21 protein-coding genes are annotated in these 25581 nt (G+C 41.4%); 10 read left to right on the forward strand and 11 right to left on the reverse strand.

The features are described 5' to 3' along the window. Positions 1–325 precede the first annotated feature (325 nt). The 3 genes from gldE to mutY form a co-directional block, all read right to left on the reverse strand. Positions 326–1675 (reverse strand): gliding motility-associated protein GldE, encoded by a 1350-nt coding sequence (gene gldE, locus ID165_RS21625; RefSeq protein ID WP_192347501.1) that lies wholly within the window; start codon positions 1673–1675, stop codon positions 326–328. Between the two features lie 70 nt (positions 1676–1745). Continuing rightward, positions 1746–2207: a single-stranded DNA-binding protein gene (locus tag ID165_RS21630; protein WP_192347502.1), complete on the reverse strand. Its 462-nt coding sequence runs from the start codon at positions 2205–2207 to the stop codon at positions 1746–1748. Between the two features lie 45 nt (positions 2208–2252). Further along, positions 2253–3323: an A/G-specific adenine glycosylase gene (gene mutY, locus ID165_RS21635; RefSeq protein WP_192347503.1), complete on the reverse strand. Its 1071-nt coding sequence runs from the start codon at positions 3321–3323 to the stop codon at positions 2253–2255. Between the two features lie 145 nt (positions 3324–3468). Between mutY and ID165_RS21640 the strand changes: the two genes are divergently transcribed. From ID165_RS21640 to ID165_RS21665, 6 genes are all read left to right on the forward strand, one after another. Next, positions 3469–3777: an HU family DNA-binding protein gene (locus ID165_RS21640; RefSeq protein ID WP_192347504.1), complete on the forward strand. Its 309-nt coding sequence runs from the start codon at positions 3469–3471 to the stop codon at positions 3775–3777. A gap of 18 nt (positions 3778–3795) precedes the next feature. After that, complete coding sequence (locus ID165_RS21645) at positions 3796–4623, forward strand: M48 family metallopeptidase (protein ID WP_192347505.1); 828 nt, start codon at positions 3796–3798, stop codon at positions 4621–4623. A 178-nt stretch (positions 4624–4801) separates the two neighbouring features. Continuing rightward, positions 4802–6373, forward strand: coding sequence for an Rne/Rng family ribonuclease (locus ID165_RS21650; protein WP_192347506.1), 1572 nt, complete (start codon positions 4802–4804; stop codon positions 6371–6373). A gap of 240 nt (positions 6374–6613) precedes the next feature. Continuing rightward, a complete protein-coding gene (locus tag ID165_RS21655) occupies positions 6614–8155 on the forward strand; it encodes a hypothetical protein (protein ID WP_192347507.1) in 1542 nt (513 codons plus the stop codon). 10 nt (positions 8156–8165) lie between these two features. Then, positions 8166–8699, forward strand: coding sequence for a hypothetical protein (locus ID165_RS21660; protein WP_192347508.1), 534 nt, complete (start codon positions 8166–8168; stop codon positions 8697–8699). Next, on the forward strand, positions 8700–9581 hold the full coding sequence (locus tag ID165_RS21665; protein ID WP_192347509.1) for a hypothetical protein: 882 nt from the start codon (positions 8700–8702) through the stop codon (positions 9579–9581). A gap of 153 nt (positions 9582–9734) precedes the next feature. Here ID165_RS21665 and ID165_RS21670 read toward each other — a convergent pair whose 3' ends face one another. The 4 genes from ID165_RS21670 to ID165_RS21685 form a co-directional block, all read right to left on the reverse strand. Next, entirely contained in the window at positions 9735–10487 is a 753-nt protein-coding gene (locus tag ID165_RS21670; RefSeq protein ID WP_192347510.1) for a LytTR family DNA-binding domain-containing protein, read from the reverse strand. A gap of 85 nt (positions 10488–10572) precedes the next feature. Continuing rightward, complete coding sequence (locus ID165_RS21675) at positions 10573–11646, reverse strand: sensor histidine kinase (protein ID WP_192347511.1); 1074 nt, start codon at positions 11644–11646, stop codon at positions 10573–10575. A gap of 76 nt (positions 11647–11722) precedes the next feature. Continuing rightward, on the reverse strand, positions 11723–12367 hold the full coding sequence (locus tag ID165_RS21680; RefSeq protein WP_192347512.1) for a hypothetical protein: 645 nt from the start codon (positions 12365–12367) through the stop codon (positions 11723–11725). 11 nt (positions 12368–12378) lie between these two features. Beyond that, entirely contained in the window at positions 12379–14538 is a 2160-nt protein-coding gene (locus tag ID165_RS21685; protein ID WP_192347513.1) for a TonB-dependent receptor, read from the reverse strand. A 275-nt stretch (positions 14539–14813) separates the two neighbouring features. On the opposite strand from ID165_RS21685, the gene ID165_RS21690 reads away from it, so the two are divergent. The 3 genes from ID165_RS21690 to ID165_RS21700 all read left to right on the forward strand — a co-directional run bounded on the left by ID165_RS21690 (position 14814) and on the right by ID165_RS21700 (position 17322). Beyond that, a complete protein-coding gene (locus ID165_RS21690; RefSeq protein ID WP_192347514.1) occupies positions 14814–15386 on the forward strand; it encodes a YceI family protein in 573 nt (190 codons plus the stop codon). Between the two features lie 17 nt (positions 15387–15403). Then, complete coding sequence (locus ID165_RS21695; protein WP_192347515.1) at positions 15404–16666, forward strand: hypothetical protein; 1263 nt, start codon at positions 15404–15406, stop codon at positions 16664–16666. A gap of 62 nt (positions 16667–16728) precedes the next feature. Then, positions 16729–17322: a YceI family protein gene (locus ID165_RS21700; RefSeq protein WP_192347516.1), complete on the forward strand. Its 594-nt coding sequence runs from the start codon at positions 16729–16731 to the stop codon at positions 17320–17322. 248 nt (positions 17323–17570) lie between these two features. On the opposite strand, the gene ID165_RS21705 is transcribed toward ID165_RS21700, so the two are convergent. Continuing rightward, positions 17571–17957: a VOC family protein gene (locus ID165_RS21705; protein ID WP_192347517.1), complete on the reverse strand. Its 387-nt coding sequence runs from the start codon at positions 17955–17957 to the stop codon at positions 17571–17573. A 498-nt stretch (positions 17958–18455) separates the two neighbouring features. Here ID165_RS21705 and recQ point away from each other — a divergent pair, with 498 nt between their 5' ends. Further along, entirely contained in the window at positions 18456–20564 is a 2109-nt protein-coding gene (gene recQ / locus ID165_RS21710; RefSeq protein ID WP_225586865.1) for a DNA helicase RecQ, read from the forward strand. A 105-nt stretch (positions 20565–20669) separates the two neighbouring features. On the opposite strand, the gene ID165_RS21715 is transcribed toward recQ, so the two are convergent. From ID165_RS21715 to ID165_RS21725, 3 genes are all read right to left on the reverse strand, one after another. After that, positions 20670–22469: a M14 family metallopeptidase gene (locus tag ID165_RS21715; protein ID WP_192347519.1), complete on the reverse strand. Its 1800-nt coding sequence runs from the start codon at positions 22467–22469 to the stop codon at positions 20670–20672. A 143-nt stretch (positions 22470–22612) separates the two neighbouring features. Then, positions 22613–24271, reverse strand: a complete 1659-nt coding sequence (gene glgP / locus ID165_RS21720) for an alpha-glucan family phosphorylase (RefSeq protein ID WP_192347520.1) — start codon at positions 24269–24271, stop codon at positions 22613–22615. Positions 24272–24382: 111 nt separating this feature from the next. Continuing rightward, positions 24383–25573, reverse strand: a complete 1191-nt coding sequence (locus tag ID165_RS21725) for an ATP-binding protein (RefSeq protein ID WP_192347521.1) — start codon at positions 25571–25573, stop codon at positions 24383–24385. Positions 25574–25581 lie beyond the last annotated feature (8 nt).

Consider the following 25581-nt stretch of genomic DNA (forward strand, 5'->3'; position numbering starts at 1 on the left):
GCAACAAAACGGCTGCTTTAGTGCCTTATTTTTTATGGATTTTGACTTTTTTGATTTTTTGGCAATTAACTTTTTGGTATGTAAAATAGAACAACCTTGTAAAATTTATAGCACAATTAGAAGAAACAGGGTGCTTTTTTAGCCAAATCTGAAAAAAAATATGCGAAAGTTCCTTTTTTTGGATGTGAAAAAATGGAGCCAAAAAAAATAAAATTATTTTCCGTAATTTTTATGGCTAACTCTCCGAATCACTGGCCAGTCATCGTTGAAAAGAATATTATTCTGAATAATTGGAAAAACTAAGAATATTGCAATTGGCTGTTTCTCAATCAGTATACGGACCCAGCGTATCCTTGTCCAAGGAATTGATGTAAACCTTTACTTTTTTGATTTTTCGGGCATCTACAGCCAATATTGTGAATACGAAATCTCCAAATTTGATCTTGGTGCCATTTTTGGGCAATTTGGAATTAATCTCCAGCAGCAAGCCACCAAGGGATTCGCTTTCACCCTTCACTTCTTCAAATAGTTGAGAGTCTAGTTCCAGCTTTTTGCAGAAATCGTTCAAGGATACTTTCCCTTCAAATATAAAAGTAGCAGGGTCAATCTCTTGGAAGAAGATGTCGTCATGGTCGTCAAATTCGTCATTGATCTCGCCGATGATCTCCTCGATCAGGTCTTCAAGCGTGACTAATCCCGAAGTTCCTCCATATTCATCCACGACGATTGCCATGTGGACTCTTTTTAATTGGAAGTCTTTTAATAAGGTGTCTACTTTTTTGTTTTCGGGCACAAAGAAGCTTTTGCGGATCAGTTCATTCCAGGCGAAATCTTCATCCCTCTCGATAAAAGGAAGTAGATCTTTGATGTAAAGTATGCCTTGAATGTTATCAATGGTCTCTTCATACACCGGAATCCGGGAATAGCCGCTTTTGTTAATTTTGTCCATCAGCTCGTGGAAGTCCATGTCGGTATCCACGGCAGTAATATCCATTCGGCTTTGCATGACTTGCTTCACCGTGAGAGTGCCGAAGTTTACTATTCCCCGTAAAATTTCTCTTTCCTCATTTGGGGCATCCTCCGTAGTCAATTCCAAGGCTTGATTTAACTCATTTACAGAAAGCGAATAGCCTTTCTTTTCGATCCGCTTCTCCAGAAGGTTGCTGAAGGCCATCAAAAACATAGAAAAAGGCCTAAGAATGGTGGAAAAAAAGGTAATGCTGGGTGCCATGATAAGACTGAATTCCACCTTGGCTTTATTGGCATAAACCTTAGGGACAATCTCTCCAAAAAATACGATAGCGAATGTCACTCCGATTGTTTGAACTAGGATTATTATTATTCCTGTGGCATTTTTTCCAAAAACAGACCATGCCACAAAGGTCGTTAACGTCACTATTCCAATATTAATGAGATTATTGAGAATCAGGATAGTGCTGAGAAGATTTTTCGGTGCCTCTACGAGGCTGATGACTTTTTTCCCACGGGGGCTGTTTTCTTCGTCGATATTTCCCAAGTCTTCATTTGTAAGGGAAAAAAAAGCTACCTCTGAACCGGAAACTAAGGCAGAGCCTATTAAGAGAAGAATAAAAAGCAATCCATTTAGAATCAGATAGCTTACCGAAGGTGAGCTAATCTGAGCGAGCAAATGGTAACTCGGATAGGGATCGTCCATGTATTAAACCGCAATGGTTAATGCAAAATTAAAACATTCCCCCGAAAATAGCTTCCAGGGGAATAGAATATTAAAACGGTAGATCATCATCTTCTGTATCTGAAACCATTTCTTGTGCTTTAGGCGTTGAAGTAGGCGCCGCAGATGTAGGCCTTTGTTGGGATGCTTGCTGGGAAGGTGCAGAGCCTCCCGCCCCGTCGGGTCTGCTGCCAAGCATAGTAAAGCTTAGTACTCTGATTCTGGTTCTATAGCGGTTTTGACCTTGCTCATCCTGCCATTTGTCAGTTTTGATTTTCCCTTCTACGTAAATCTGACTACCTTTTTTGAGGTATTGCTCGGCTATTTTAGCCTGTGCTCCCCACATTTCCAGATCGTGCCATTCCGTTTGCTCTACCCTTTCACCGTTTCGGTTTTTGTATGCTTCTGTGGTTGCCAAACTTACATTTGCTACTGCATTGTCGCCTTCCAGATACTTTACTTCCGGATCTGCGCCGAGATTTCCTACTAGGATTACTTTATTTACTCCTGCCATAACTAGTTTAATTTAAGATTGAAAAAGTCCAATACTTGAAGTTAGTCAAATCCCTTGATCGTTCAAAAAGTTCACTATTAACTTTGGCTTTGCCAGGTATTCGATCTTGTCTTCTGCTACCAGCATAAACCCTTCGTTTTCGCACCAGTTTTCAAGCTCTTCGGAATTTTCTTCTTTAATTTCTACCTCAGAGAAAACGGCATTTAACCGTTGGTGGGACAATATGTGTCTGTATTTTTTGGGAAAACGTACCATTTCTTCCTCAGAAGTTGATGGAATATTCATTACCGGAGACAGGTTATTACTTGATTCTACCTGAGGAAAGTCGTGTAACCCTTCCCAAATATCGCCCGAAGTCCGCTTTTTCCAGACCCATCTGTCACCACACTTAATGACATAATAATGGAAATTCCGCTCTTTGATTTTTACCTTATTGATTTTTACGGGCAGATCAGACACCATATTGTTTCGGAGAGCAAAACAAGAGTCTTTCAATGGACATGTGGAGCAGTCCGGTTTTTTGGGTGTGCACAGCCTGGCACCAAAATCCATCATCGCTTGATTGAATTCTCCCGGATTGTCTACAGGTATAAGCTGATTGGCCAAAGCCTCGAATTCTTTCTTTGCTTTAGAACTGGCTATATCGGTTTCAATACCAAAGTATCGTGCCAGCACCCGGAACACATTGCCGTCTACTACAGCTTTTGCCTCATTATAAGCAAAACTTGCTATTGCCGAGGCAGTGTAGCTTCCGACTCCTTTTAATTTCAGCAAGTCATTGTATGTTTTTGGAAACTCACCGTCCATATCATGCCAGATGCTTTTTGCGCAAGCATGAAGATTTCTTGCCCTACTATAGTATCCCAAGCCCTGCCACAGCCTCAGTACTTCCTCTTCGGGTGCAAGAGCGAGATTTTTTACCGTGGGGTAAGTCTCAACAAAAGCATAATAATAAGGTAATCCCTGGGCCACCCGGGTTTGTTGAAGAATGATTTCTGAGAGCCAAATTTTATATGGATCAAGTGTTCCTCTCCATGGTAAATCTCTTGGATTTTCTCTGTACCAAGCTAGTATTTGATGCGAAAAAGCCTGATATTCAATGGTTTTATAACCCATAGTCAATTATAGTCAATGATACAAATCAAGCTAATTTTTGTGAATATGTTTTTTAATTGCAATGGTTCTCTTACATTTGCAGTCCCAAAAACACTTGGTTAATAGGTTGTTAAGCTTATTTCGTAATTTCTAAATTAATATTACAGTGACTAAAGCAGAAGTAATCACTAAGATTTCGGACAAAACAGGTATCCAGAAGGATGATGTAACACAAGCCATTGAGGCGTTCTTCAAAGTAGTGAAGGATTCAATGTCCGAAGGAGACAACATCTACGTGAGAGGATTTGGTAGCTTCATCAATAAGAAGAGAGCTAAAAAAATCGCCCGAAACATCTCCAAAAACACAGCGATCGTTATCGACGAGCACTATATCCCGGCTTTCAAGCCATCTAAGGTGTTTGTAGAGAAGATTAAGAACAGCAAAAAAATCAAGGAACTAGCTCATCAAGACTAAGTCTGAAGGGTTTTTGACATGAAAAGATCTCAACTCATACTTATCGCAATAGGAGTCATCGCAGTCTGTGGACTTTATGTACTTCCTAGTGTGGTGGTGGACAATGACAGTAAGGCAGATGGAGTTTCTCAGGAAAATCCATCTGCTCCCACTTCGTCCGCTGATCCTGCAGCGATGCATGAGGCTGAGCTAAGTCCTGATCAGAGGTTACAGATAAATACGCTGAAACTTCAGATCGCAGAGAACTCTTCAATTGAAGAGCTGAACTCTTCCACGGAAGAGATTGCTGCGATTTACCAGGAACTTGGGAAGTACGATAGTGCAGGATATTATTTAAGTTTGGCGGCCGATCAGCAGTCAGATACGAATCTGGCCGAAAAAGCGGGAAATGCCTACTATGAGGCATTTAGCTTTGCGCTGGATCCGGAGAAAGTAGCTTACACTGCCGAACAGACCCGAAAGTATTTAACACAGGTGCTGGATAATGATCCCACCCGCTTGGATTTGAAAACTAAGATAGCGATGACTTATGTGTCCTCGTCCAATCCCATGCAGGGAATCACGATGCTAAGAGAAATCTTGCAGCAGGACCCGCAAAATGAAGACGGGTTGTTCAACATGGGCGTACTATCTATGCAATCAGGACAGTACAAACGCGCCACTGAGCGATTTGAAGAATTGATCCAGTATCACCCGGACAATCTTCAGGGGCAGTTTTACTTGGGCGTGAGCTATTTCGAAGCCAAACAAAACAACAAAGCGAAAGCTCAGTTTGAGAAAGTGAAAACGATGACGCAAGATGAAATGATTCTTGGAAGTGTCGAAAGCTATCTCGACAAGCTATAATTTATTCATATCACTACTAAATCCAAAGACTATGCCTTGCGGAAAGAAAAGAAAGAGACATAAGATCGCTACGCACAAGCGTAAGAAGAGACTAAGAAAAAACAGACATAAGAAGAAGTAATACACTTCTTCTTATTGTCATTTGAGTACACGTTCATTTACATAATAAGACGAGATTTTGAGTACGGAATTGTTAATCGATTCTGCTCAAAACGGAAGTCGAATTGCCCTTCTTCAAGACAAGAGCCTGGTTGAGTTGCATTCCGAAGGAATGGACAATCAGTTTAAAGTTGGGGATATTTATCTCGGTACGGTTCGGAAAATCGTCAATGGGCTCAATGCGGCCTTCATTGACGTAGGGTATGAGAAAGACGCCTTTCTTCATTACCAGGACCTCGGGGCAAATTTCAACAGCCTGACCAAGTTCACCAAAATGGTGCGCAACAACAACTATGGCAATTACAATTTGAAGGGTTTTGAGAACGAGCCTGAAATCGACAAGATTGGAAAAATCTCCGGTCCACTGTCGAAAAATCAACAGATTTTAGTTCAGGTCGTCAAAGAACCCATCTCTACGAAGGGACCTCGGCTATCCTGTGAGCTCTCTCTGCCAGGTCGCTACCTTGTGCTGGTGCCCTTTTCGGATTCGGTCAACGTATCCAAGAAGATCAGAAGCAACGAGGAAAGAAAACGTCTCCTGAGACTCATCAATTCCATCAAACCGGCCAATTTCGGAGTAATCATCCGTACAGTGGCAGAAGGTCAGTCCGTTAGTGACTTGGATAAAGACCTGCGCAATCTCCTTAACAACTGGGAAGAGGGCATGGGAAAATTGATGAAAGCCAAGAGTCGCGACAAAATTATCGGAGAGATGAGCATGGCTTCCTCACTTGTGAGAGACCTGCTCAACGAATCATTCGACGCAATCACCGTAGAAGAAGAATCTACTTACGATCAGATCAGATCCTACATCAGGAATATAGCTCCTGAAAAAGAAAAAATTGTCAAGCTTTACAACGGTAAAGCTAAACTATTTGAAAGTTTTGGAATAGAAAAGCAGATCAAAAGCCTGTTTGGACAGACGGTCAGCCTTCCGCAAGGGGGGTATGTGATCATCGAGCATACAGAAGCCCTGCACGTCATTGACGTGAACAGTGGCAATAAGTCCAACCAGGAAAGTGACCAGGAATCAACGGCATTAAAAACCAATCTGGTCGCAGCTAAAGAAATTGGCAGACAGCTCCGGCTCCGGGATATGGGGGGGATCATCGTAGTCGATTTTATCGACATGAAGAAGGCCGAGAATAAGAAGGCCATCTACGAAGCGATGAACCACGAGCTAAAGTTTGACAGGTCTAAGCACACTGTTTTGCCGCTGAGCAAATTTGGGCTCATGCAGATCACCCGACAGCGGGTAAGGCCGGAGGTCAATATTGTGACCAAAGAAACCTGCCCGGCATGCAACGGAACCGGCAAAATCCAGGCTTCAATCTTGATAGCCGATAAGCTGGAAAAAGACGTGGATCATATTGCTACTATCCAAAATGTGAGTAAAATACAAATTGGGCTGCATCCCTACCTGCACGCATACTTCACTACAGGCATAATCAGCCGAAGAGTAAAGTGGTTTTTCAAGTATAATAAGTGGATAAAACTGATCAAAGATTCTTCCCTACCCGTGACGGAATACAGATTCTTAGATGAATCTGGAGAGGAAATCGAACTGCAAGTAAAAAGCGAGACTGAATAGTCTCGCTTTTTTTGTATCTAGAAGCAAGTATCAAGACAGGGACACAAGGGAAAAAATTCGAGAGCAGTACGGGTGTAGTGATTCCTGTATGTAAGACACAGGTCTGGGTTTCGGAGGCCAAGCCAAATGAGAGACTGCTTTAGGAGAATAAACACTTTGGGTTTTGGGTGTTCAGTATTTTTTGCATTTTTCAATAAACTAGTTAATTTTAGTCATACCTATTGTTTTAACTAGACTTTTATGAGAACTAATTATATCCCACAGCCTAACCAAAAATGGTATAAATTAGGGCAGACTGCAGTGATTTTCATGGGGCTAGCATTCCTGATCGGTAGCTGCGCAGATGAGCCGGATCTCCCACAAGTAGAGACCATTGGAAAACAAGACCAGCTCTCAGAGGTTCGGGATTGGTTTGAAGCACATGAACCCAAGCTCCAGCTGACCGATGAAGATGCCAATGCCCGCAAAAGGGACAAACGATTTAAACTAAAACATATTGAGAAAAAACCGGACTGGAACAAGTCGCATCACTATACCCTCTCAGATGGCAGAAGGGTATGGGAAGTCGGCTTGAAAAACAAGGAGGTAATCCTTCCCAGTGACGGCGATACATCTGCCGAAAAAGCCAGACGGGTCATCCAGAACATCCTATTTGTCGAGCATCCCGATGGAGGCAGATTTGATCCTTTGGTGGTGCGGTACTATCCTGATGGGGAGGTGGATTCCCGGGACTTCAGGGATCTCTCCTACCTGGATATCGATGAGAAATGGTCGGGATGGATTGACCTCTTTACCTACGACGGATACCATGTCAAGGGGTATCGTATAGATGCCGGGGAGAAGGTCTCGACCCGCGTATTTCTGACGGAAGAAGTCACAAGCAGCGAAAGCCTGCGGGTGAGATGCGAGCTGGTTGGTACCGACTGGTACCTGGTCGGTTCTGGTGGTATGGCATATCTGGACACGACCTACGAATATGAGTGTGAATGGTCCGATGGTGGAAATGCCGGACCGGGGTATTATTATCCCAATGACAGCTATCCCGGGGGTGGCGGCGGGGGAGACACTTCCTCTGGAGGCTCCCCTTATACTCCACCGCAGGTAGGTGAGCCGAATCTAAAGGTCATGCTGGAGCCTAGCTTCAAAAATAACCCCAATCTCATGTGTATTTTGGAAAAGCTGGAACTTACAGATTTCGTTAAAAATCTTGTTCAGATTGACGGGGTTTCCTTTCCGGATATGAATGTGAGTTTGAGGGTTGAAAATATCGGAAGTAGTAATTTACACGGTCAGGCCGACCCAAATGAAGTTCCAGAGATGGTGGTGGTTACAATCAACCAAGCATATATAGAAGACATTAATACGGGGTACTTGTCAATTGCCAGGACTATCTTGCATGAATTAATCCATGCGGAGATCATGGTGGCTCTGGAGATGAAAGGAGTTTCGGTTTTGGGCAAGAACTTTGCCGAAGATTACCAAATATATCAGGAAAAATTCGTTGGTAAGCATCAGAGTCATAACTATATGGCAGATAATCTGATCCCCAAAATGGCTTCTGTATTGGAAAAGATCCATCCTAAATTGGGCAAGGAGGCATTTTGGTCAAATTCCTATGTACAGTCAAAATTCGGGGGACAATGGTCAAACCAGTTTTATACCGCGATAGCCTGGCAGGGATTGGATATTACCGAGGCTTGGGAAGGTTTAAGCAAGGAGACCAGAACAAGGATGGAGAAATTTCAAATTATTGATAACAAGCTCACCAAAGATTGCGATTAATATTCATTCCATGGTATATAGAGGAATTATAATTCTAGTCTTACTGTTGGGTTTTTCTTGTGGGAAACGAAAGCCAGTGGACGAGGGGAAGGATAAAGAAGAAACGCTTGACTTACAGGTAAGCTCAAGTGAAGGGGATACACTTTTCATTGTCTTTGACCGGTATGGGGAGGGGACTTGGTTTGACGAAGAAATGGTGGATGACGATATTGACTACCTTTATATTTTCGTTGGGTTTCCTGATTCTCCCGATTGGTATGGAAAAGTTTCTTTGACCTATTCTTCTGATAAAGAGGACAAACTGATGATCAGTCGCGATGAGTTGGAAACCAGACATCTTGTCGATGGGAATGACCTGACAATTGATCAGTGGTTTGTGTTGCGTTATGCGGAAAACAACAGTGAGTTTTATGAACATTTTGACCGGTATTACAGCAAGTGTTTCGTCATATTCAGGGAGGAATATACCCATAGAAATCTATCGAATCCGGAATATAAGTTTACGGCCTATGGGGTGACCATAAATACAAGTGGATCTGAATAAATGACTACCTCGGCAAACATACATAGATTTATATTCCCGATGCTTTTCCTGGTGATAGTACACCTTGTCTCCTGTGGGGAGAGGAGGTCGGGATCTGTGGAAATGGGTACTGGATCTGAGAAGGAAGAAGCAACGGACACAGTCTTTGTAATATTCAACCGAAATGATAGACTGGTCACATATTTGGAAAGTAAGGACGGTAGTTTTTCGTTTCATAGGGATTACGAAATTGAAGAGGTAAGCATCAGTGTACAATACGAATCCCAGAATACCATCCTCCAACTTAGCCCCAGCGACTTGGAGGGCAAGCGCCTGCTGCATGATACCCGGATGACAGCGGGTGATTGGAGTTCTTTGTATTCGGAGTACAAAGGGGTAATATTTATAGTTTTTGAGGATATATATGAACAGCATTATTACTTCACCGATGGGGACTTTAAACTCCTTGCCTATCAGGTTAAATTGAGATCTGAGCAAAGTATAGACGTGGTGGTAGAACCTCATGAGGAACAAGTTCCCCTACCCAAAACGGACACTGTCTTTGTCCTATTCAGCAGGAGGGACACCGGCAAATACTATTTTGTCGAAGAAAGAGCCGGAGGATTTCAATATAGAAAAAAAGACCCTATCTTGAATGGAAGGCTGGAAGTGAGCTATGCTCCCCATCAGACTGTTCTCCAGCTTAGGCCCGGCGATCTGGAAGGCAAGCAAGTGTGGTCTGACAAGGAAATGGATATGGGGGCCTGGGCCAAGCTTGACCAGAAAAAAGAGCACATAGTTTTCTTGATATTTAAGGATGTCTATGACCAGCGAGAGATATTTAGCAATAGCGACTATGACTTTAAGTTTTTGGCCTATGAGGTCTCCGTAATTGCACGCTGAAGTGAAGGAAGTGATAGGGAGAGGAAGCCGCCGAATCTATTTTGTAACTCTTAATTTTTTCTTACTCAGCCTGACAGACTTGGAAGTAGACAGAAAATTATTTCTAAACTGCGACCTCTGCGAAAATCTCAGTGTCCACCGTGGTTAAATTTCTCATCGGTCTAGCCATTTTTTGAAATCACCCACTTTTTCACGACTGATCAAAATATCCTGATCAGCACATTTTTTTAAAGTCACTTTTAGCCGGCTGTTTGAATAGGAAAAAATTCCATCTATTGCCTCCATACTGCTGAGGTATTTTCTGTTGAGCCGAAAGAAAATCTTCGGATCTACCTGGGCTTCGGTTTGCTCCAAAGTGCTTTCGAGTACATAATTTTTTCCTTGTTGCGTTTGCAGAAAAGTGACTCTCTCCTCACTACTAAAAAAGGAAATATCACCAGTTGGAATGCTCTGAATTTTGTCTCCATACTTCACCAAAAACCTTGACTTGAAGGTGGATTCAGGAGGAGCTAACAGAGATTTCAGTACCGATAAATCTATAGTAGCTCGAATTTGATTAGTCTTATACTTATCCACAGCCCTTGCCAGATCTTCCGGATCAATGGGCTTCAAAAGGTAGTCGATCGCATTTACTTTGAACGCTTTTATAGCATATTGATCAAATGCTGTGGTAAAGATAATCGGTGTTGATAAGTGGACTTTTTCAAAAATCTCAAAGCTGACTCCATCTGCCAATTGTATATCACAAAATATCAAATCGGGTTGTGGATTTTGCTGAAACCAGGAAATAGAAGTTGAAATACTGTCTAAATTTCCAACTATCTCGGAACTCGGGAAATGCTTATTTATTTGTATTTTGAGCAAATTTGCCGCTGGATTTTCATCTTCGATGATTAATATTTTCATCAGTTTATAATTGATTTTTTATGGTCAGATGGAATCTCGCAGTGGATAATCATCTCAGTGTATGACGCTTGAGTCATGCTCGATTTCATGTGGATAAATCTAAAATGGGTAGCTTAACCAGAAACTTTTCCTGATTCTGTATTACTTCAATAGTTTGGTCGGAGATCAGTTGATATCTCATTTTAATATTCTCCAATCCTACCCCGGTAGAGGGATCAGTTTGACTTGATTTTGGCTGAAAAGTGTTGCTTATCCATAACATATTATCTTTTCTGTAAATGTGGATAAATAGAGGTTTTTCTTCACTTACTATATTGTGTTTAATGGCATTTTCAAGCAGGAGTTGAAGAGAAAGCGGGGGAATGAACCCTTTTTTATCTTCGATTTCCAAGGAAAATTTCAAACTATCCTCGAATCTGATTTTTTGAAGTGCCAGAAAATTTACTGCGAAATCAGCCTCTTTTTCCACCTCAATTAATTCTTCTTTTTGGGCTTCTAAAACGTAGCGGTATATACGCGATAATTTCTGAATAAAAGCAGCGGATCGATCAGCGCTTTCATATACTAACCCTGAAAGTGCATTTAAAGAGTTAAATAGGAAATGAGGATTAAGCTGATCCTTCAATGACTGATATTGACTTGCCAATTTTTCGTTCCGAAGTATTTCTGCCTCCAAGGCTGACTTTCTCCATTCCAGCAACCAGGAACGTGTAGTGAACAATGCCATAAAGCCTAAGGCAATTCCCATAGGCATAAGTGAGTATTGAAACAATAACCTATAAGGAATATCGTCCAAACTGATATTTCCTCTAGCCCATGAATAAAGGAACACAAGGATATAAGATACAATAAAAGCATAACTCAGGTAGGTGATGCTAGTCATTAAAAGACGCTTGACTGGATGATGAATCCACGAAATGCGTTTGTCATAAAATGTTTCCACCGCATTTCCGCCGAAGCTCATAGCCACAGTAATTGCAAAAGAAAAAATGAAATGTGGAATCATACTTTTAGCACCTTCCCAGCTAATGAAGCACGTGGGGCAGAAGTATAGCATAAGTACCATGACTATCCCAAAGTTGATAATCAGAAAACTTGGGAGTGTGTTCCATATCCCTTTTTCTGTTTTACAAATGGCTGGATTTCTTTTTTCGGGCATAGTTGGAAATTAAGTAAAAAGGGGCAATTCCTTTCTCCCCGATGGAAGGAAAGGAATTTCCATTTAGCGTTACGCATCAATTACATTTCGAAGCGACCTGATCAGCTTGAGTCTTGCCCCAAGTTGGTAGAATATACTCATCGCTGATTTTTGCTTCTTCTTTTTTAAACAGCTCAAGGCTCATTCTTGCCATTCCACAGGCTTTTTCAGGTCCGGTACCGAAGAATTGGGACATTCCCAGCTCCATTTGGGCCATCAGAGACACGGCTCTTGGATTTTCCCGGTCCAGATTGATTGCTTTGCCAAAGAGCTGCATTGCCTGTGGACTCATCGATTGACCTCTTCCGGCTGGGTCAAGGCTGATTTTTCCCATCAGGATGTAGCCATGCAGTGCGGTGATTTCAGAATTTCCGGGAACCAATTTATCCGCCTTTTGTACTAGCTCAAGAGCTTCATCCAGACTTTTGTCTTTATCTATATCGAACCGAAAAGCCGCTTCGGTTTTCAGCAATGCGGCATAATAGTAGGGAAGCCATTCGGATTCCGTAGCATCAGCAATTCTCAAAAAACCGTTTGTGATGGTTTGCGATTGCTCATAGGTTTCAATCGTGTTTTTTGCTGCCAATTGCTTTTGCATAGCAGCAATAAAAGCGGGATCACTTGCTTGGGCAAATGCGATGTAGATTAAGGCGAAAGCGAAGCTTAAGATTGACTTTTTCATGGTTTAGTCGATTATAGGTTGTTTAAATTATTTGCTGTTTTGTCTTTTGATAACGTCAGGAAAATTCCCAAAAATAGAAATCTCGGTGCCGGTTGACCTATTGCAAGAGATTCGAATGCTCCCTGATCGTTTGGATTTTCAGAATAGGAATAGCCAAATACATTTTCTCTTCCGAGTACGTTCTGCACTGCTGCATGAATGATGAGATTTGGCTTTGGCAGGTAGCTCCAGGATAAGCTTAAGTTTTGGTAGCTTTTTGTTTTGGAATTCATTTCTCCGGGTTCGTTTGGATTGGTATAAGTGTATCCATCGTTGATAGAAAAGGAGGTGCCGAGCTGGGAGTTGAGTGCTGCGATAAAGTGCTTCACGACCAGAGAGAAATTGTGCCTAGGGGCAAAATCGGGCTGAACGTTTGCCTCATACTGATTATAACTGCGCTTGCTGTCTACGAAACTGTAAGAAATCCAGTAATCCGTATTTTTGATGCTTTTACGATCTCTCAGGAAGAAATCCATTCCTCGGGCGTATCCTGCACCTGCGTTTCGAAGCCGGATAGGGTCATTAAGATTTCCTTCGAATCGGACTAAATCATCGTAAGTTTTATAAAAAGTCTCTGCCCTAAACATAACCCCTTCTTTTTGATGCTGATAGTTTAGAATCAGATGCTTTGATTCGGAATTTTCTATCGTTGGGTCAATTACACGAAGGTTTTCGATGGGTAATTGATGAAACCGACCTGAGGCAATAGAGACTTGGCCGAATTCCGAGACTTGGTAGGCCAATGAAATTCTTGGATCTAACCAGCTCTGGCTAGCCAATTGGCTATTTCCCATACGTAAACCACCTCTTAGTACTAATTTTTTACTCAAGTACCAATCCCATTCGGTGAACAAATAGGTTTCTCTTTCGTCAAAACTTCTTTCCTGGTTTTCGTTCTGGAGCTTCTCCGAGTAATTGTGGATAAAATATTCCGTCCCAACCTTCATAGAAACGCGATCTGAGAAATCCTTTACCGCAGTGAATTTGGCATGGGAAAGCAAGTTTTTCCTTTCTATAGAAGTGGAATCAATGATCAAGTCATCTTTGTTTGAGGAAACTGAAACTCCTCCAAAAAGGGACCATCCATTTTCGTAGGCATTTCTCCAATTGCTCTGCGCATAAGAGTACTTGTTATTCAGCTTGATGAAGATTCCTCTGTCATCCAGTCCGGGTTGGGCTTGCCAGAGCTCCATTCCGCCGGCTTCTGTTCTCGCAAGTACTTTTACTAGGCCACCTTTTTTGAGTTTCTGCTGAGCGGACAATTCTATGTCCCAACCGTGAGGGGCCCTTTCCCAATCAAAATCCTGTTTGATGAGTTTCTGATAGGGCTTGAGGTCAAAATAGTTAGCTGTAAGTGAAATGCTTTGGGTTTCATTGGCGAGTGTTTGGGCATATCCTCCGCCTACAGACATGATGGAGAGATCACCTTGAGTTCTCATGGATTGGTCTTTTGTATTCAGGGACAAAGCCGAAGAGAGTGCCTGCCCATATTCCGCTGAATATCCTCCTGTACTGAAAAAAGTCCCTTTGAAAATATTGGGGTTGAATCGGGTTCGGGTGGGGACATTTGCCGTGGAGCTTCCATAAGCATTTCCTACACGAAGTCCATCGATGTAGATGCCCACCTCACTTGCGTCACCACCGCGGACAAATAGGCGTCCGTCATTTCCTACCGTGCCGGTTCCGGGCAAAGTTTGTAAAGCTCCGACGATATCACCCATTGCCCCGGATGTGGTGACAATATCCAATGGCCGCAGTACTACCGCTTTTTTCTCATCAGAGGCCTCCATCGCCCCCGCAGAGATTGTCACCGCATTCATTTCGGTAATTTCTTCGACCATTTTGACCGGTTGGATTTCGTAAGCTCCTGTGGTAGGGCTTATATTAAGTTCTTGGCTTTTGAACCCCAGAAACTTGAAAACCAATACTTGAGCACCGGTTGCTGATGTTTCGAACCGGTAATCTCCGTCTTTATCGCTTGTAGCCCCATCATAACTTCCTTTGATCTGGATATTTGCTCCGGGTAGAGGCAAGCCTTTTTCGTCCAGCACTTTTCCGTGGATGATTGCTTGTGCAAAAGCGTATGTTTGCACTAGCATACAAGTGAAAAAAAGAAGAAGTCTTGGATTCATTTCGATTCAGATTTGAATCAAAAGTGCCAGTCATATCCACCTCAAAAAATTAAAACTGACTGAAGTGTAGTATTCAGTCACTGAAGTGTAAAAAAACAGCCCTTAGATGGATTGGGGGGCATCTTAATTTTTCGATTTAAATGCACTTAAGGTACGGACTAATGAGTGGGTTAATGATGATTTAAATCACTTTCTCTCAAAATTTCTCTCACCGTTTTTCCTTACTGTACTATCTACTTTTGAGCTGTGATAAAAAACCAACTAAAAACTCAGACATGAAAAGATTTCTTTTTACCCAAGGACTAATCCTTACCATGTTGTTGTGGTTTCCGGCCTTTGCGCAGCAATCCTACAAGATGTCCGGCGACCAGCAGTTCACTGTAGCGGGAACTTCTACCATACATGACTGGGAGATGATAGCCAAGGAGGGTACCACGGGATCCTCTGAGCTTAGTTTAGAAAATGGTAAACTTTCTAAAATAGTCTCTCTTACAATAGAAATGCCTGTGAAAAGTCTAAAAAGCGGGAAAGGGGCTATGGATAAAAATGCGTATGAAGCGCTAAATGCCACAAAATATCCTTTTATCAAATTTGAAATGACTGAATTCTTGGGTATTACCGGAACTAAGATCAAGGCTAAAGGCAAACTTACAATTGCGGGGAAGTCACAAATTATTCCACTTGAGGTGTCCTATTCTATGTCCGGAAATGATGTCAAGTTTAAGGGGAAGCATACTATTCTGTTCAGTGATTTTGAAGTTGATGCCCCTACAGCTGTCTTCGGGACAATTAAAACAGGGGATAAGCTAGTGCTAGCCTTTGAGGCTGGTTTTTCACCAAAAAACTAATTTTAAATTAAGCCAACATGAAATTATCCAGATTAATCTTGGGAACCTGTGCGGTGTTACTTTCGGGTATCTCCCTGGCGCAAGAAAAAACAGAACTTCAATATTTCCGGCAAAACAGTAAGGAAGGATTGAATGTTTTTGAATCCCCTAAAGAAAAGGGAGGCGATTTTGATAAAGTCCGAGTATTCGTAGGAGGTGATTTTGCTTTGCAATTTCAAGCTATCGATCATTCCAATTCATTGAATAATCTAGTGCAACTGGGATCGAACTTCAACTTGCCAAACGCAAACCTAAATATAAATACGCAATTGGCAGATGGGGTACGGCTGCACTTAAGAACGTATTTGTCCTCCAAGCATCATAATGAATCATGGGTAAAGGGCGGTTATTTTCAAATAGACCGATTGGGATTTATAAAAGAAGGTTTTCTGGACGGCATCATGGATTATACCACGCTCACCTTTGGTTTGGATGAACTAAATTACGGTGATGCGCATTTCAGGAGATCTGACAATGCCCGTGCAATTTTTAATCCTTTTATAGGAAACTACATCATGGATTCATTTACAACTGAAGCTTTTGGAGAAGTGACAGTCCAGAAAGATGGACTGATCGCTGTACTTGGTCTCTCGAATGGCAAGCTTAACCAAAATGTAATTGTGAATGACAATACGGACAACAAAGTGTCATTTTACGGAAAATTGGGCGTGGATAAGCAACTTAATGATGATTTAAGAGTCAGACTTACAGGATCATGGTATATGAATAACGGCACCACGACCGGGACTTGGCTATATGGCGGGGACAGAGCGGGAGGACGATATTATGGTGTTTTACAGCCTTTAGAAGGAACGGCCAATGATTTTGAAGGAAGATTCAATCCTCGCTTCAAGCAAATGACTGCCTTCCAACTAAACCCATTTATAAAGTATAAAGGATTAGAATTTTTCGGTATCGTGGAGTCTGTAGGTAATTCTGAGGAGCAGGGTAACGGTAATTTCACCCAACTGTCAGGAGAGCTTCTGTACCGTTTTGGAGGAACAGAGCAATTTTATCTTGGCGGTAGATACAATACCGTGAAGGGTAAAAACAATGATTCGGATCCCTCTGAGATTGAAATTAGCCGATTGAATGTAGGCGGGGGATGGTTTATGACAAAAAATGTGATTGTCAAATTGGAGTATATGAACCAAGACTATAAAAATGGATTTGGAACAACCTCCATCTATAATGATGCAAAATTCAATGGGATTAATCTAGAAGCGGCAATCAGCTTTTAAATTCTCTCACAGCCCTAGTTGGATTCTTTTTATAATCTGACTAGGCTTTTCCATTTAAAATCATGCAGATTTTACTTCTACTTATTATTACCTACTGGTCTTCACCAAGCACTACATCTGAAGCCTTTGAGGTAAAGACCTGGAAAATAGATTCTGGTAGTGTCATAGAAATCTCAGGTAGTACTAACATTTCGAGTTTTCGATGTGAATCAAAGGAGTATCAAGGAGGGGATATTCTTACGGAAACTTATTTTCCGGCTCGTGATATGTCTGAATGGAGTGGTGAGATCACCCTGAAAACTGTCAATTTTGATTGTTTCAATGCATTGATGACCAAAGATTTTAGAGAGACACTTCAGATGGAGAAACATCCCACTATAGGAGTACGCTTTCTGAAGATGACCAAAGAATCAGAAAACATAAATCAAGAAAATCTTAGGGGTGAAGTTGAAATCACACTGGCCGGAGTCTCCAAAATTTATCCGATTTCTTGCGTTTTCCTAGCTAAAAATGGGGAAAAAGCATTGCTGACTGGAGAACGAAAGTTGGCGTTTACAGATTTCGAAATTGATCCTCCCGTAAAGCTATTGGGAACGATTAAAGTGAGGGATTCGATAGAAGTCAGTTTTGGATTGGTACTGGAAGAGCTGATGTGAGGAATTGTCGTTTTTTAGACTGGATCCACCTTGTAAGCCTCAGTTCGATTTATGCAATTCAATCGAAAGTGGTTATAACGTCATTGCGAGCCCTTTACAGGGAGATTGTGTGTTGGAAAGGGCGCGGCAATCTTGCTATACGAAGACTGCCGCGGCTTCCTCCCCACAAATCCCCGGCTAAGCCTCGCAGTGACGGTCTTAAATCGAACTCAGGTTATAAGTATTAAATCACTCCTTTGATTAGTTGGCTAAATCGTGATTTCTATCCAGTTACCTTCAGGATCTTCAATCACACTTTCGAAATAACCATCCCCGGTAGTCCGTGGCTCGCCGATGATTTTAATTCCCTCTTCAAGGAATTTTTGCGTTTTCAATAGAACTTGCTCCTTGGATCCTACAGAAATCGCAAAATGAGCTAACCCCGAAACCATCCCACGGGGATATGGAGAGTCTTGCACATCAGTTTTTCTCATGAGCTCGATCCTACTGCCTGAATCAAAACGTAAAAAGTACGAACTGAACCCCTTTGCAGGGTTTTCATATTTTTCGCCTGATCTCATAGCGAAGGACTGGCAATACCAGTCCTTCATTTTGTCCAGGTCATCGACCCAAATGGCAAGATGTTCTATTTTCATGTGTTTATAATTTGATTTTCAATGGTCACATAGCCTGTCCCGATTTTTCATCGGGAGAATCTCGCATGGCAGATAATCATCCCAGTGTGTGACTCTTGAGTCATGCTCGATTTCATATTTTTATTTATGTATATCCGCTTTTCTGCCAGTAAAGAGACTAAAGCATTATAGGATTTGGTCAACACTAGCGTCGGTCTTCCGTCATCGGCCAGTCTCGATGTGGCGGATCTTCCAAATCCATAAGCAAAGAAAATAAGCCTACTTTTAAAAAGAAAGGTTAGCCAAGATTGAAGAAATCCAATCTAGAAGCTTTTTATGGTGGTACAAAAAGTTGAATTAACTGCACGGAATCATAAATGGGAAGACTGCCAGTATAGTAGTATGTACTAACTATACTTTATATCTTGAGCCAAGAAGAGAAGAAAATAGACGTTTCTAAACAGAAGGATCCAAGTAGATGGGCAAAAACTAAAAAACTTATAACAAGTGAATATGGAAATGAACCCACATACACTATTAAGGAATGTATTTGGTTACGATGAATTTCGCCCTTTACAACAAGAGATTATTAATCGCACCTTAGCAGGAAAGGACAGTTTTGTGCTGATGCCCACCGGTGGGGGCAAATCGATGTGTTTTCAGATTCCCGCTTTGTGTTTTGATGGAATTACGATCATTGTATCGCCTCTTATTTCATTAATGAAAGACCAAGTCCAAGCATTACAATCCAACGGGGTAAAAGCAGATTTTTTTAATAGCTCTATTTCCCCTCAAGCCGAAAATGACGTGATAGCCAGAGCTATCAACGGCGAAATAAAGTTACTTTATTTATCGCCGGAGAAATTGATTTCAGTGAGTAACTCCTGGTTGAAAAAGTTGAATATTAAATTAGTAGCCATTGACGAGGCACATTGTGTCAGCATGTGGGGTCATGATTTTAGGCCAGGATATACAAAGCTAAAAGCATTTAGAAATTCCCTGCCCGAAGTTCCATTTATGGCGTTGACAGCCACCGCAGATAAATCGGCAAGAATAGATATTGAGAAACAATTGGGATTGAAAGACTCCAAGCTGTTTATCTCATCATTTGACAGAAAAAACCTGAGTATTGAGGTCAGAGGTCAAGTTCCTAAAAAGTATAAGTTGCAAGAAATTGGGCGGTTTGTTGATCAGAAAAAGAATGAAAGTGGAATCATTTATTGCCTAAGCAGAAAGAATACAGAGGAAGTCGCCGATTATTTGAAGAGCTATGGACATTCGGTAGCGTATTATCATGCGGGAATGAATCCCGAGGATAGAGAGCAAGTGCAAACAGCGTTTATACATGATGACACCAAAATAATTGTAGCAACGATTGCTTTTGGGATGGGGATCGACAAATCGAATGTACGCTGGGTGATTCACTATAATTTGCCAAAAAACTTAGAAGGATATTACCAAGAAATAGGAAGAGCTGGCCGTGACGGATTGCCATCTGAAACAAGGCTATATTATAACATGAGTGATTTTGTGATGTACAGTCAGTTTGCGGATGATGGGGCAAATTCAACAATGCAAAAGGAGAAATTGAATCGTATGCTGCAATTTGCTGAGGCAAAATCGTGCAGGAGAAGAATACTGCTTTCCTATTTTGGTGAACATTTAACCAAGGATTGTGGGAATTGTGATGTTTGTGACAATCCGCCCAAAGATTTTGATGGCACTGTGCTGGCACAAAAAGCACTATCCGGAATAGCCAGGATGAAAGAAAAGGAAGGGATTACCATGTTAATTAATGTATTGAGAGGTTCGAATAATGCTGAGGTACATGCAGGAGGTTACTCCCAAATCAAAACTTATGGAGTAGGTAAGGACATTAGCTATATAGATTGGCGAGATTATATCATTCAATTGGCGAACCAAGGCTTGATTGAGATTATGTATAGTGAAGGTTCGGCATTAAAGATTTCACCCATTGGATGGAAAGTGCTTAAAGGTCAACAGTCAATAAAATTGACTTTACCGATACATGCTGAAGAGAAAATTAGCAGAAAGCCAAAGGTCATGAAAATGGCAGATGAAGAAGAAGCGAACACGGATTTATTTACCGAATTAAAGAAGTTGAGGTCTTTCATTTCCAAGGAAAAAAATGTGCCGGCTTACGTTATTTTTAGTGACAAATCATTGAAACAAATGGCGATAGATATGCCTGTTACGGAAAATCAGTTCTTAGGAATATCTGGAGTGGGAATGAACAAAATGGAGCAGTATGGAGAGGAATTTATGGAGGTAATCAGGAAGTTTAAAACTTTGGCAAAACCAAAAAAGACCCCCACTATTCTGGACACTTTTGTGATGTACAAAGAAGGGCTCACCCCCGAAGAGATTGCAGCCAAAAGAGATTTACAGATCACCACTATTTATTCGCATTTATCACAGTTATATGCTGAGGGTAGGGAAGTGGAGTTAGAGAAACTTGTATCTAAAGTCGTGGTGGATAAAGTACGAGTCGCATTCAATCAATTAGATAGAGCAATAGCCCTGAAACCTATTTTTGAAATGCTTAATGAAGAAGTTTCTTATGGAGAAATAAGAATGAGCCTGACTTTAATTCTCAAGAATGAATAACCACTTTTTATAAGGATCCAATAAGAATAAATGTGAGCTAGAACGGTAATCCCTATCCAATTATTCAACAGCACATTAAAATATCCTGCAACTAATTTGAGGCTTTTACCATTCGCGTCCGATAGGAATTACTTTCCAGTTTTGGTCGAAATAAGGTGTTTGCTTATAAAACCAGCGGTAGATTTCGCGTGGGGAGTTGGCGAAATCAGGATTTAAAGTTTTCTCCTCTTCAAAGCGCTTCTTCAAATCTGCATCTTCAGAAAGCATGTTGGAGATTAAAGGCTCCATGATATATGTTTCCATGTATTCTGTTTGAGAAAGAATGGAATGGAAGTACCCCCATTGGAAAAAACTGTCCACCGATTCCGGCTCCATCAAAATAACCAATAATTCCCCTAAAGGCTGATCTGTTTTCACACGTACAGATCCTGGATTTAGCATTACTGTCCTATTTTCTTTTTCCAATTCAAAAGACTGAAATCGAAACCTGCCTTCCATTGGTTGATTGCTGAGTTTGTATTCCGATAGTGTTGATAGCTCCATGTTCACCGCCTTCGCATCTTCCAAAGTTTCCATTTCGAAGCCATGGACCCTCAGTTTATCGATGATCTCAGACCATTCTGCAGGAACCCAATAAGCCTTAGGTACCGGAACAGAAGCCGCGGGCTTATCCATCAAAATATTTGGTATACGCTGTGTGATAGCCTTTCCTTCCCAAGCTACATATTCCTTCCCGGTGATTTCAGAGGTGATTTTTTTGGAGGCAATACCTAAGAATTCCACAGAATCTGCAGGTGTATCATGGAACTGGTATTTCACGATTACTGAGTCTTTCTTCTGATTCTTGTCCGATTCTACCGAAGCTTGAAGCTCGGAATAGTGTGCTCCCATAGTTTTGATTACTTGCTCTAGAAATACATATGTCCCAAGCACCCGTTGTTCAAATGGTTTTAAAGAATGGTTTTCCACCAAAATTGAAGGTAAGTGGCGAATATCTCCATAGGTATGGGAAAAACGGGGGCTGAATGAAAAAGCAATATTTCCTTCAGTAAAGTCTTCGTTGTTTGCCGCAAAAAGCAAAGGACCGGGAATATGGCCTTGATCTTTCAAAGCCTGATCTACTTCCGGTTGGAAATAGCCTGATAGCCACTTAGATATTTCCGGAGAATATCCTCCTGTGGCTACGAATCCATACGTGATGTCGTATTGATAATCAGCCCCGTCGGTCACGTGAATGTCTATGTACAGATCAGGATCGTAACTGTTGATCACTTGGGCAATGGCATTGATGCCGGCAGTCTCCAATTTGGTGTAATCGCGATTCAGATTCAGGTTTAATGCATTCGTTCTCCAGCCCATTTCCTTTGGTCCCCGCTGGTTTACCCTGGCGTATTCGCTTCTTCTTTCATGACCATCTACATTGAGGATTGGGATAAAAAGTAGATTGGCATTATCTAAAAGGGCTAATTTGCTTCCTTGGCTTATATCTCTGAGCAGCATCATTCCCGCATCCTTCCCATCGATTTCCCCTGCATGAATTCCCGCTTGGAATAGGATTAAGGGTTTTTCGGAGGTGGATAACTCATCCGCGGTAAAGCCTTGATCTTTCGAGGCTATGACCATATGTATCTGCCTACCTTGCTCACTGCGTCCAATTGAAACAAGCCGGAGGTAGCTGGAATTTTCTGCCAATTTCTCCATCCAAGCCATCGTTTCTGCATAGGTGGGAGATTCCAGTCCATCAGATAGCTCGAATGAGGTAACCCACTTATCTGACTTATCCACAAGTAATTCTTTGCTTTGCCCATTCCAAGGAAGTAGAGGAGGCATTATTTCCTGAGCGATTGCCACACAGGACAAGCTCAAGAAAAACATAGCAAGAGAGAGTGAAAGGATTGATTTCATTTGTAAGGATTGTTTACTTAAATATCGGAAGTACTTTGATAGTAGTGTGCAATTTTGGGTTAAACCGCTGAAACATCATTTGAATGCAAAAAAGCCCAGTTTGATGGCAAATCCGGGCTTTGGATAAACTTTAAAATATGATTTTAACCCTTATACATGATTTCATAATATTCTGTAGCCATGCGATTACTTTCAAATCCGGCCAAAACATCTTTCATCCCTTGCTGAAGGATGGTTCTCCAGCCATTTTTGTCTTCATAGAAAGTTGGGACAATTTCATTTTCGAGTACCTGATATAAATTTTGAAGATCAAAATTATCCTGATCAGGAATGCTTAAATTTTGATAATCAGCAGTAGGGACGATGAAGCTGTTTTTGCCATGCTCTGCAAATTCACATATCCAACCGTCAAAAGTGCTGAAATTCACCGCTCCGTTCATCGCAGCAGTCATGCCTGAAGTTCCACTGGCTTCACGGGGAACCCGTGGGTTGTTTAGCCAGACGTCAGCTGCTTGTTTGAGTTGCTTACTCAATGTCAGTTCATAACCCACGCACACTGCTATATTTGGATACTTTTTGCTCAGATGTACCAGCTGGTTGAAAATGGAAATAGACCCATAATCGGATGGATAAGGTTTTCCTGCCCAGATTATCTGGATCGGATGTTCAGAGTTAGTGATGAGTTCTTCAAATCGCTGGAGATCCCTAGTGATTAAATCCGCTCTTTTATAGCCGGCAAAGCGTCTAGCCCATACAATCGTCAACACATTTGGATCAAGCAATTGCCCCGTCTGATCAGCAACGATCTCAAACGTCTGCTTTTTTAGAAAATATTTTCGCTCATCAAACTTTTTCGAATCACTTTCATCCATGTAGTTGTAAAGCTGCTTATCTGCCCAGTAGCTATAATTTTGGGAATTTGTGATAGATGTAATTTCAGGAATATCTGAATATTTGCTCCACATTTCTCTACTCACTTCTCCGTGAAGTTTACTGACACCGTTGGCTTTTCTGGCAAATCGAAATGCCGCCAAACTGTGATTAAACAGATCCCCTTCCATACCGGTTAATTCTCTGACTTCATTTAGGGAATAGCCGTTGAAGTAGCCCATTTGCTCGCATAGGTAGATGTCATGTTTTTCGTTTCCGGCTTCTTCGGGAGTGTGGGTGGTGAAAACCAAGCGTTTTTTCACTTCTTCTTTGGAACCGAATTTCCGCATCAGATGAAAAACCGAGCTTACACCATGGGCTTCATTGAGGTGATATACTTCCGGATTGAAATTCAATTCGTCCAGTAACCTCGCCCCACCTATTCCCAACATAATAAATTGGGCAACTTTTGCCGCAGTATCCGAATCATATAACCGATGGGTGATCGTCTGACTTAGGTAATCGTTCTCAGGCAAATCCGTACTCAACAAAAACAAAGGTGCGCTTTCGAATGTTTCAGGCGCTAAATAGTAGGCCTTTACCCAGATAGGGTTGCCATGTATTGAGATTTGATATTTGATTCCGGTGTCTTCGAGAAAACTATAAGTTTTCTCATACCATTCCGCTTTCATAGTCTGATCCTGATTCCTGCTTTGGTCGTAATACCCGTATTTCCAGAGAATACCTATTCCGATCAGATTTTGCTTGAGTTCGTATGCGCTTCGCAAATGTGATCCGGACAGAAAACCCAATCCTCCACTGTAAATTTTCAGAGGTTGGTGAATGGCAAATTCCATGGAAAAATAAGCCGTTTTTTTGGAGAACTCCGGAGAGATCTCATATGGGATAGTATAATTTCTGAAATCAGTCATTGTGTGTCGTTAATTCTTCAAGTTAATAGAAATCAAAAGACTGGCCACAAAAATCAGGTTAGCGAATTGTCAAGAGTTTTAAGCGATTGTCTCATGAAAGAATCTGACGTATCAATACAAAAATCCAAAAATCCACAAAGGCAAACTTTGTCCTGTGGGGAACTCTATATCATCTTTGACAATCCATGTACTATTTGCTGTGGCTTGCTTAGTGGATTTTCCTTTTCCTCCAATCTCAAAATTAAATTGATTATCAACCAGAAAGTCTACTGTTTTGGAGAAATTGACTCTATGATCCACTTTAATGATGCTATTGAAGAAAGTTTCTCTTACTGTACCTATTTCAGGTTTGACTTCACTCAGCGCATAGAGATAATTGGTGTTGTTCAAGAATATTTTTTCAGGTTTTTGTAGCGTAGCTACGCTGATCCCCACGGGATACTGTAGGTCGATGAGTCTTGCCTCGGCCAGATATAGCATGTAACTGCCCATGGAGTTACGGTGGATTTGCGTTTTCTCAGCCAAGGCCGAAACATTGGGTTTGAAAGGAACCTGCTGGGCTATGATGTAGAGAAGTTGGAGTATTTTTTTTCCATTTCTGATATCAAAACCACGGATCTCGGCCATGTCATATTCTACTATCGTGCGGATGAGTTGCCGCAGTTTTTTGAAATACATCTCTTCATTTGAGCCGGAGAAAGGATAGTAACCTGTTTTGAGATAGTCAGGAAAATAACGGAGCGGTTTGAATTCTTTAGGGAGCAATGTCCTGATATTTGCATCAGGATCAAGGATTTGGTCTAGAGTGATTACCGGTAAATCTTGATCGTGGTATAACTTTAGAAATTCGCGATAAGACAAGCCGTGCAGTTCATACATCACGGCTCTTCTGCTTAAATCTCCCTCTTCTTTGCTTATATCAACAATCGATGACCCTGTAAAAACGATCTGCAGGTCGGGATACCTATCGTAGAGATTTTTAATTTCTTTAGACCATGTGGGGTATTTGTGGACTTCATCTAATGCAACGATTTTCCCTCCGGATTGATAAAATCTCTTGACTGTATCAAGCAGGTTATTGGAGAGGAAAAATAGCTCGTCCAATGAGAAATAGGAAACTTGAACTCCTTCCAGTTTTTTCTCTTTAAGGTATTGAAATACTAAGGTCGTCTTTCCTGTTCCTCTCGCACCTTTAATGCCTATGAGTCTTTCACCCCAATCTATTTTTTCATACAGATACCGCTTGAAATCAATTTTCGTATTGTCAATCAGTAAGTTTGAAATATCCAGTAACTCTTCCATTGCACAAG

This window comes from Algoriphagus sp. Y33 (genome assembly GCF_014838715.1).
Taxonomy (GTDB): Bacteria; Bacteroidota; Bacteroidia; order Cytophagales; family Cyclobacteriaceae; genus Algoriphagus.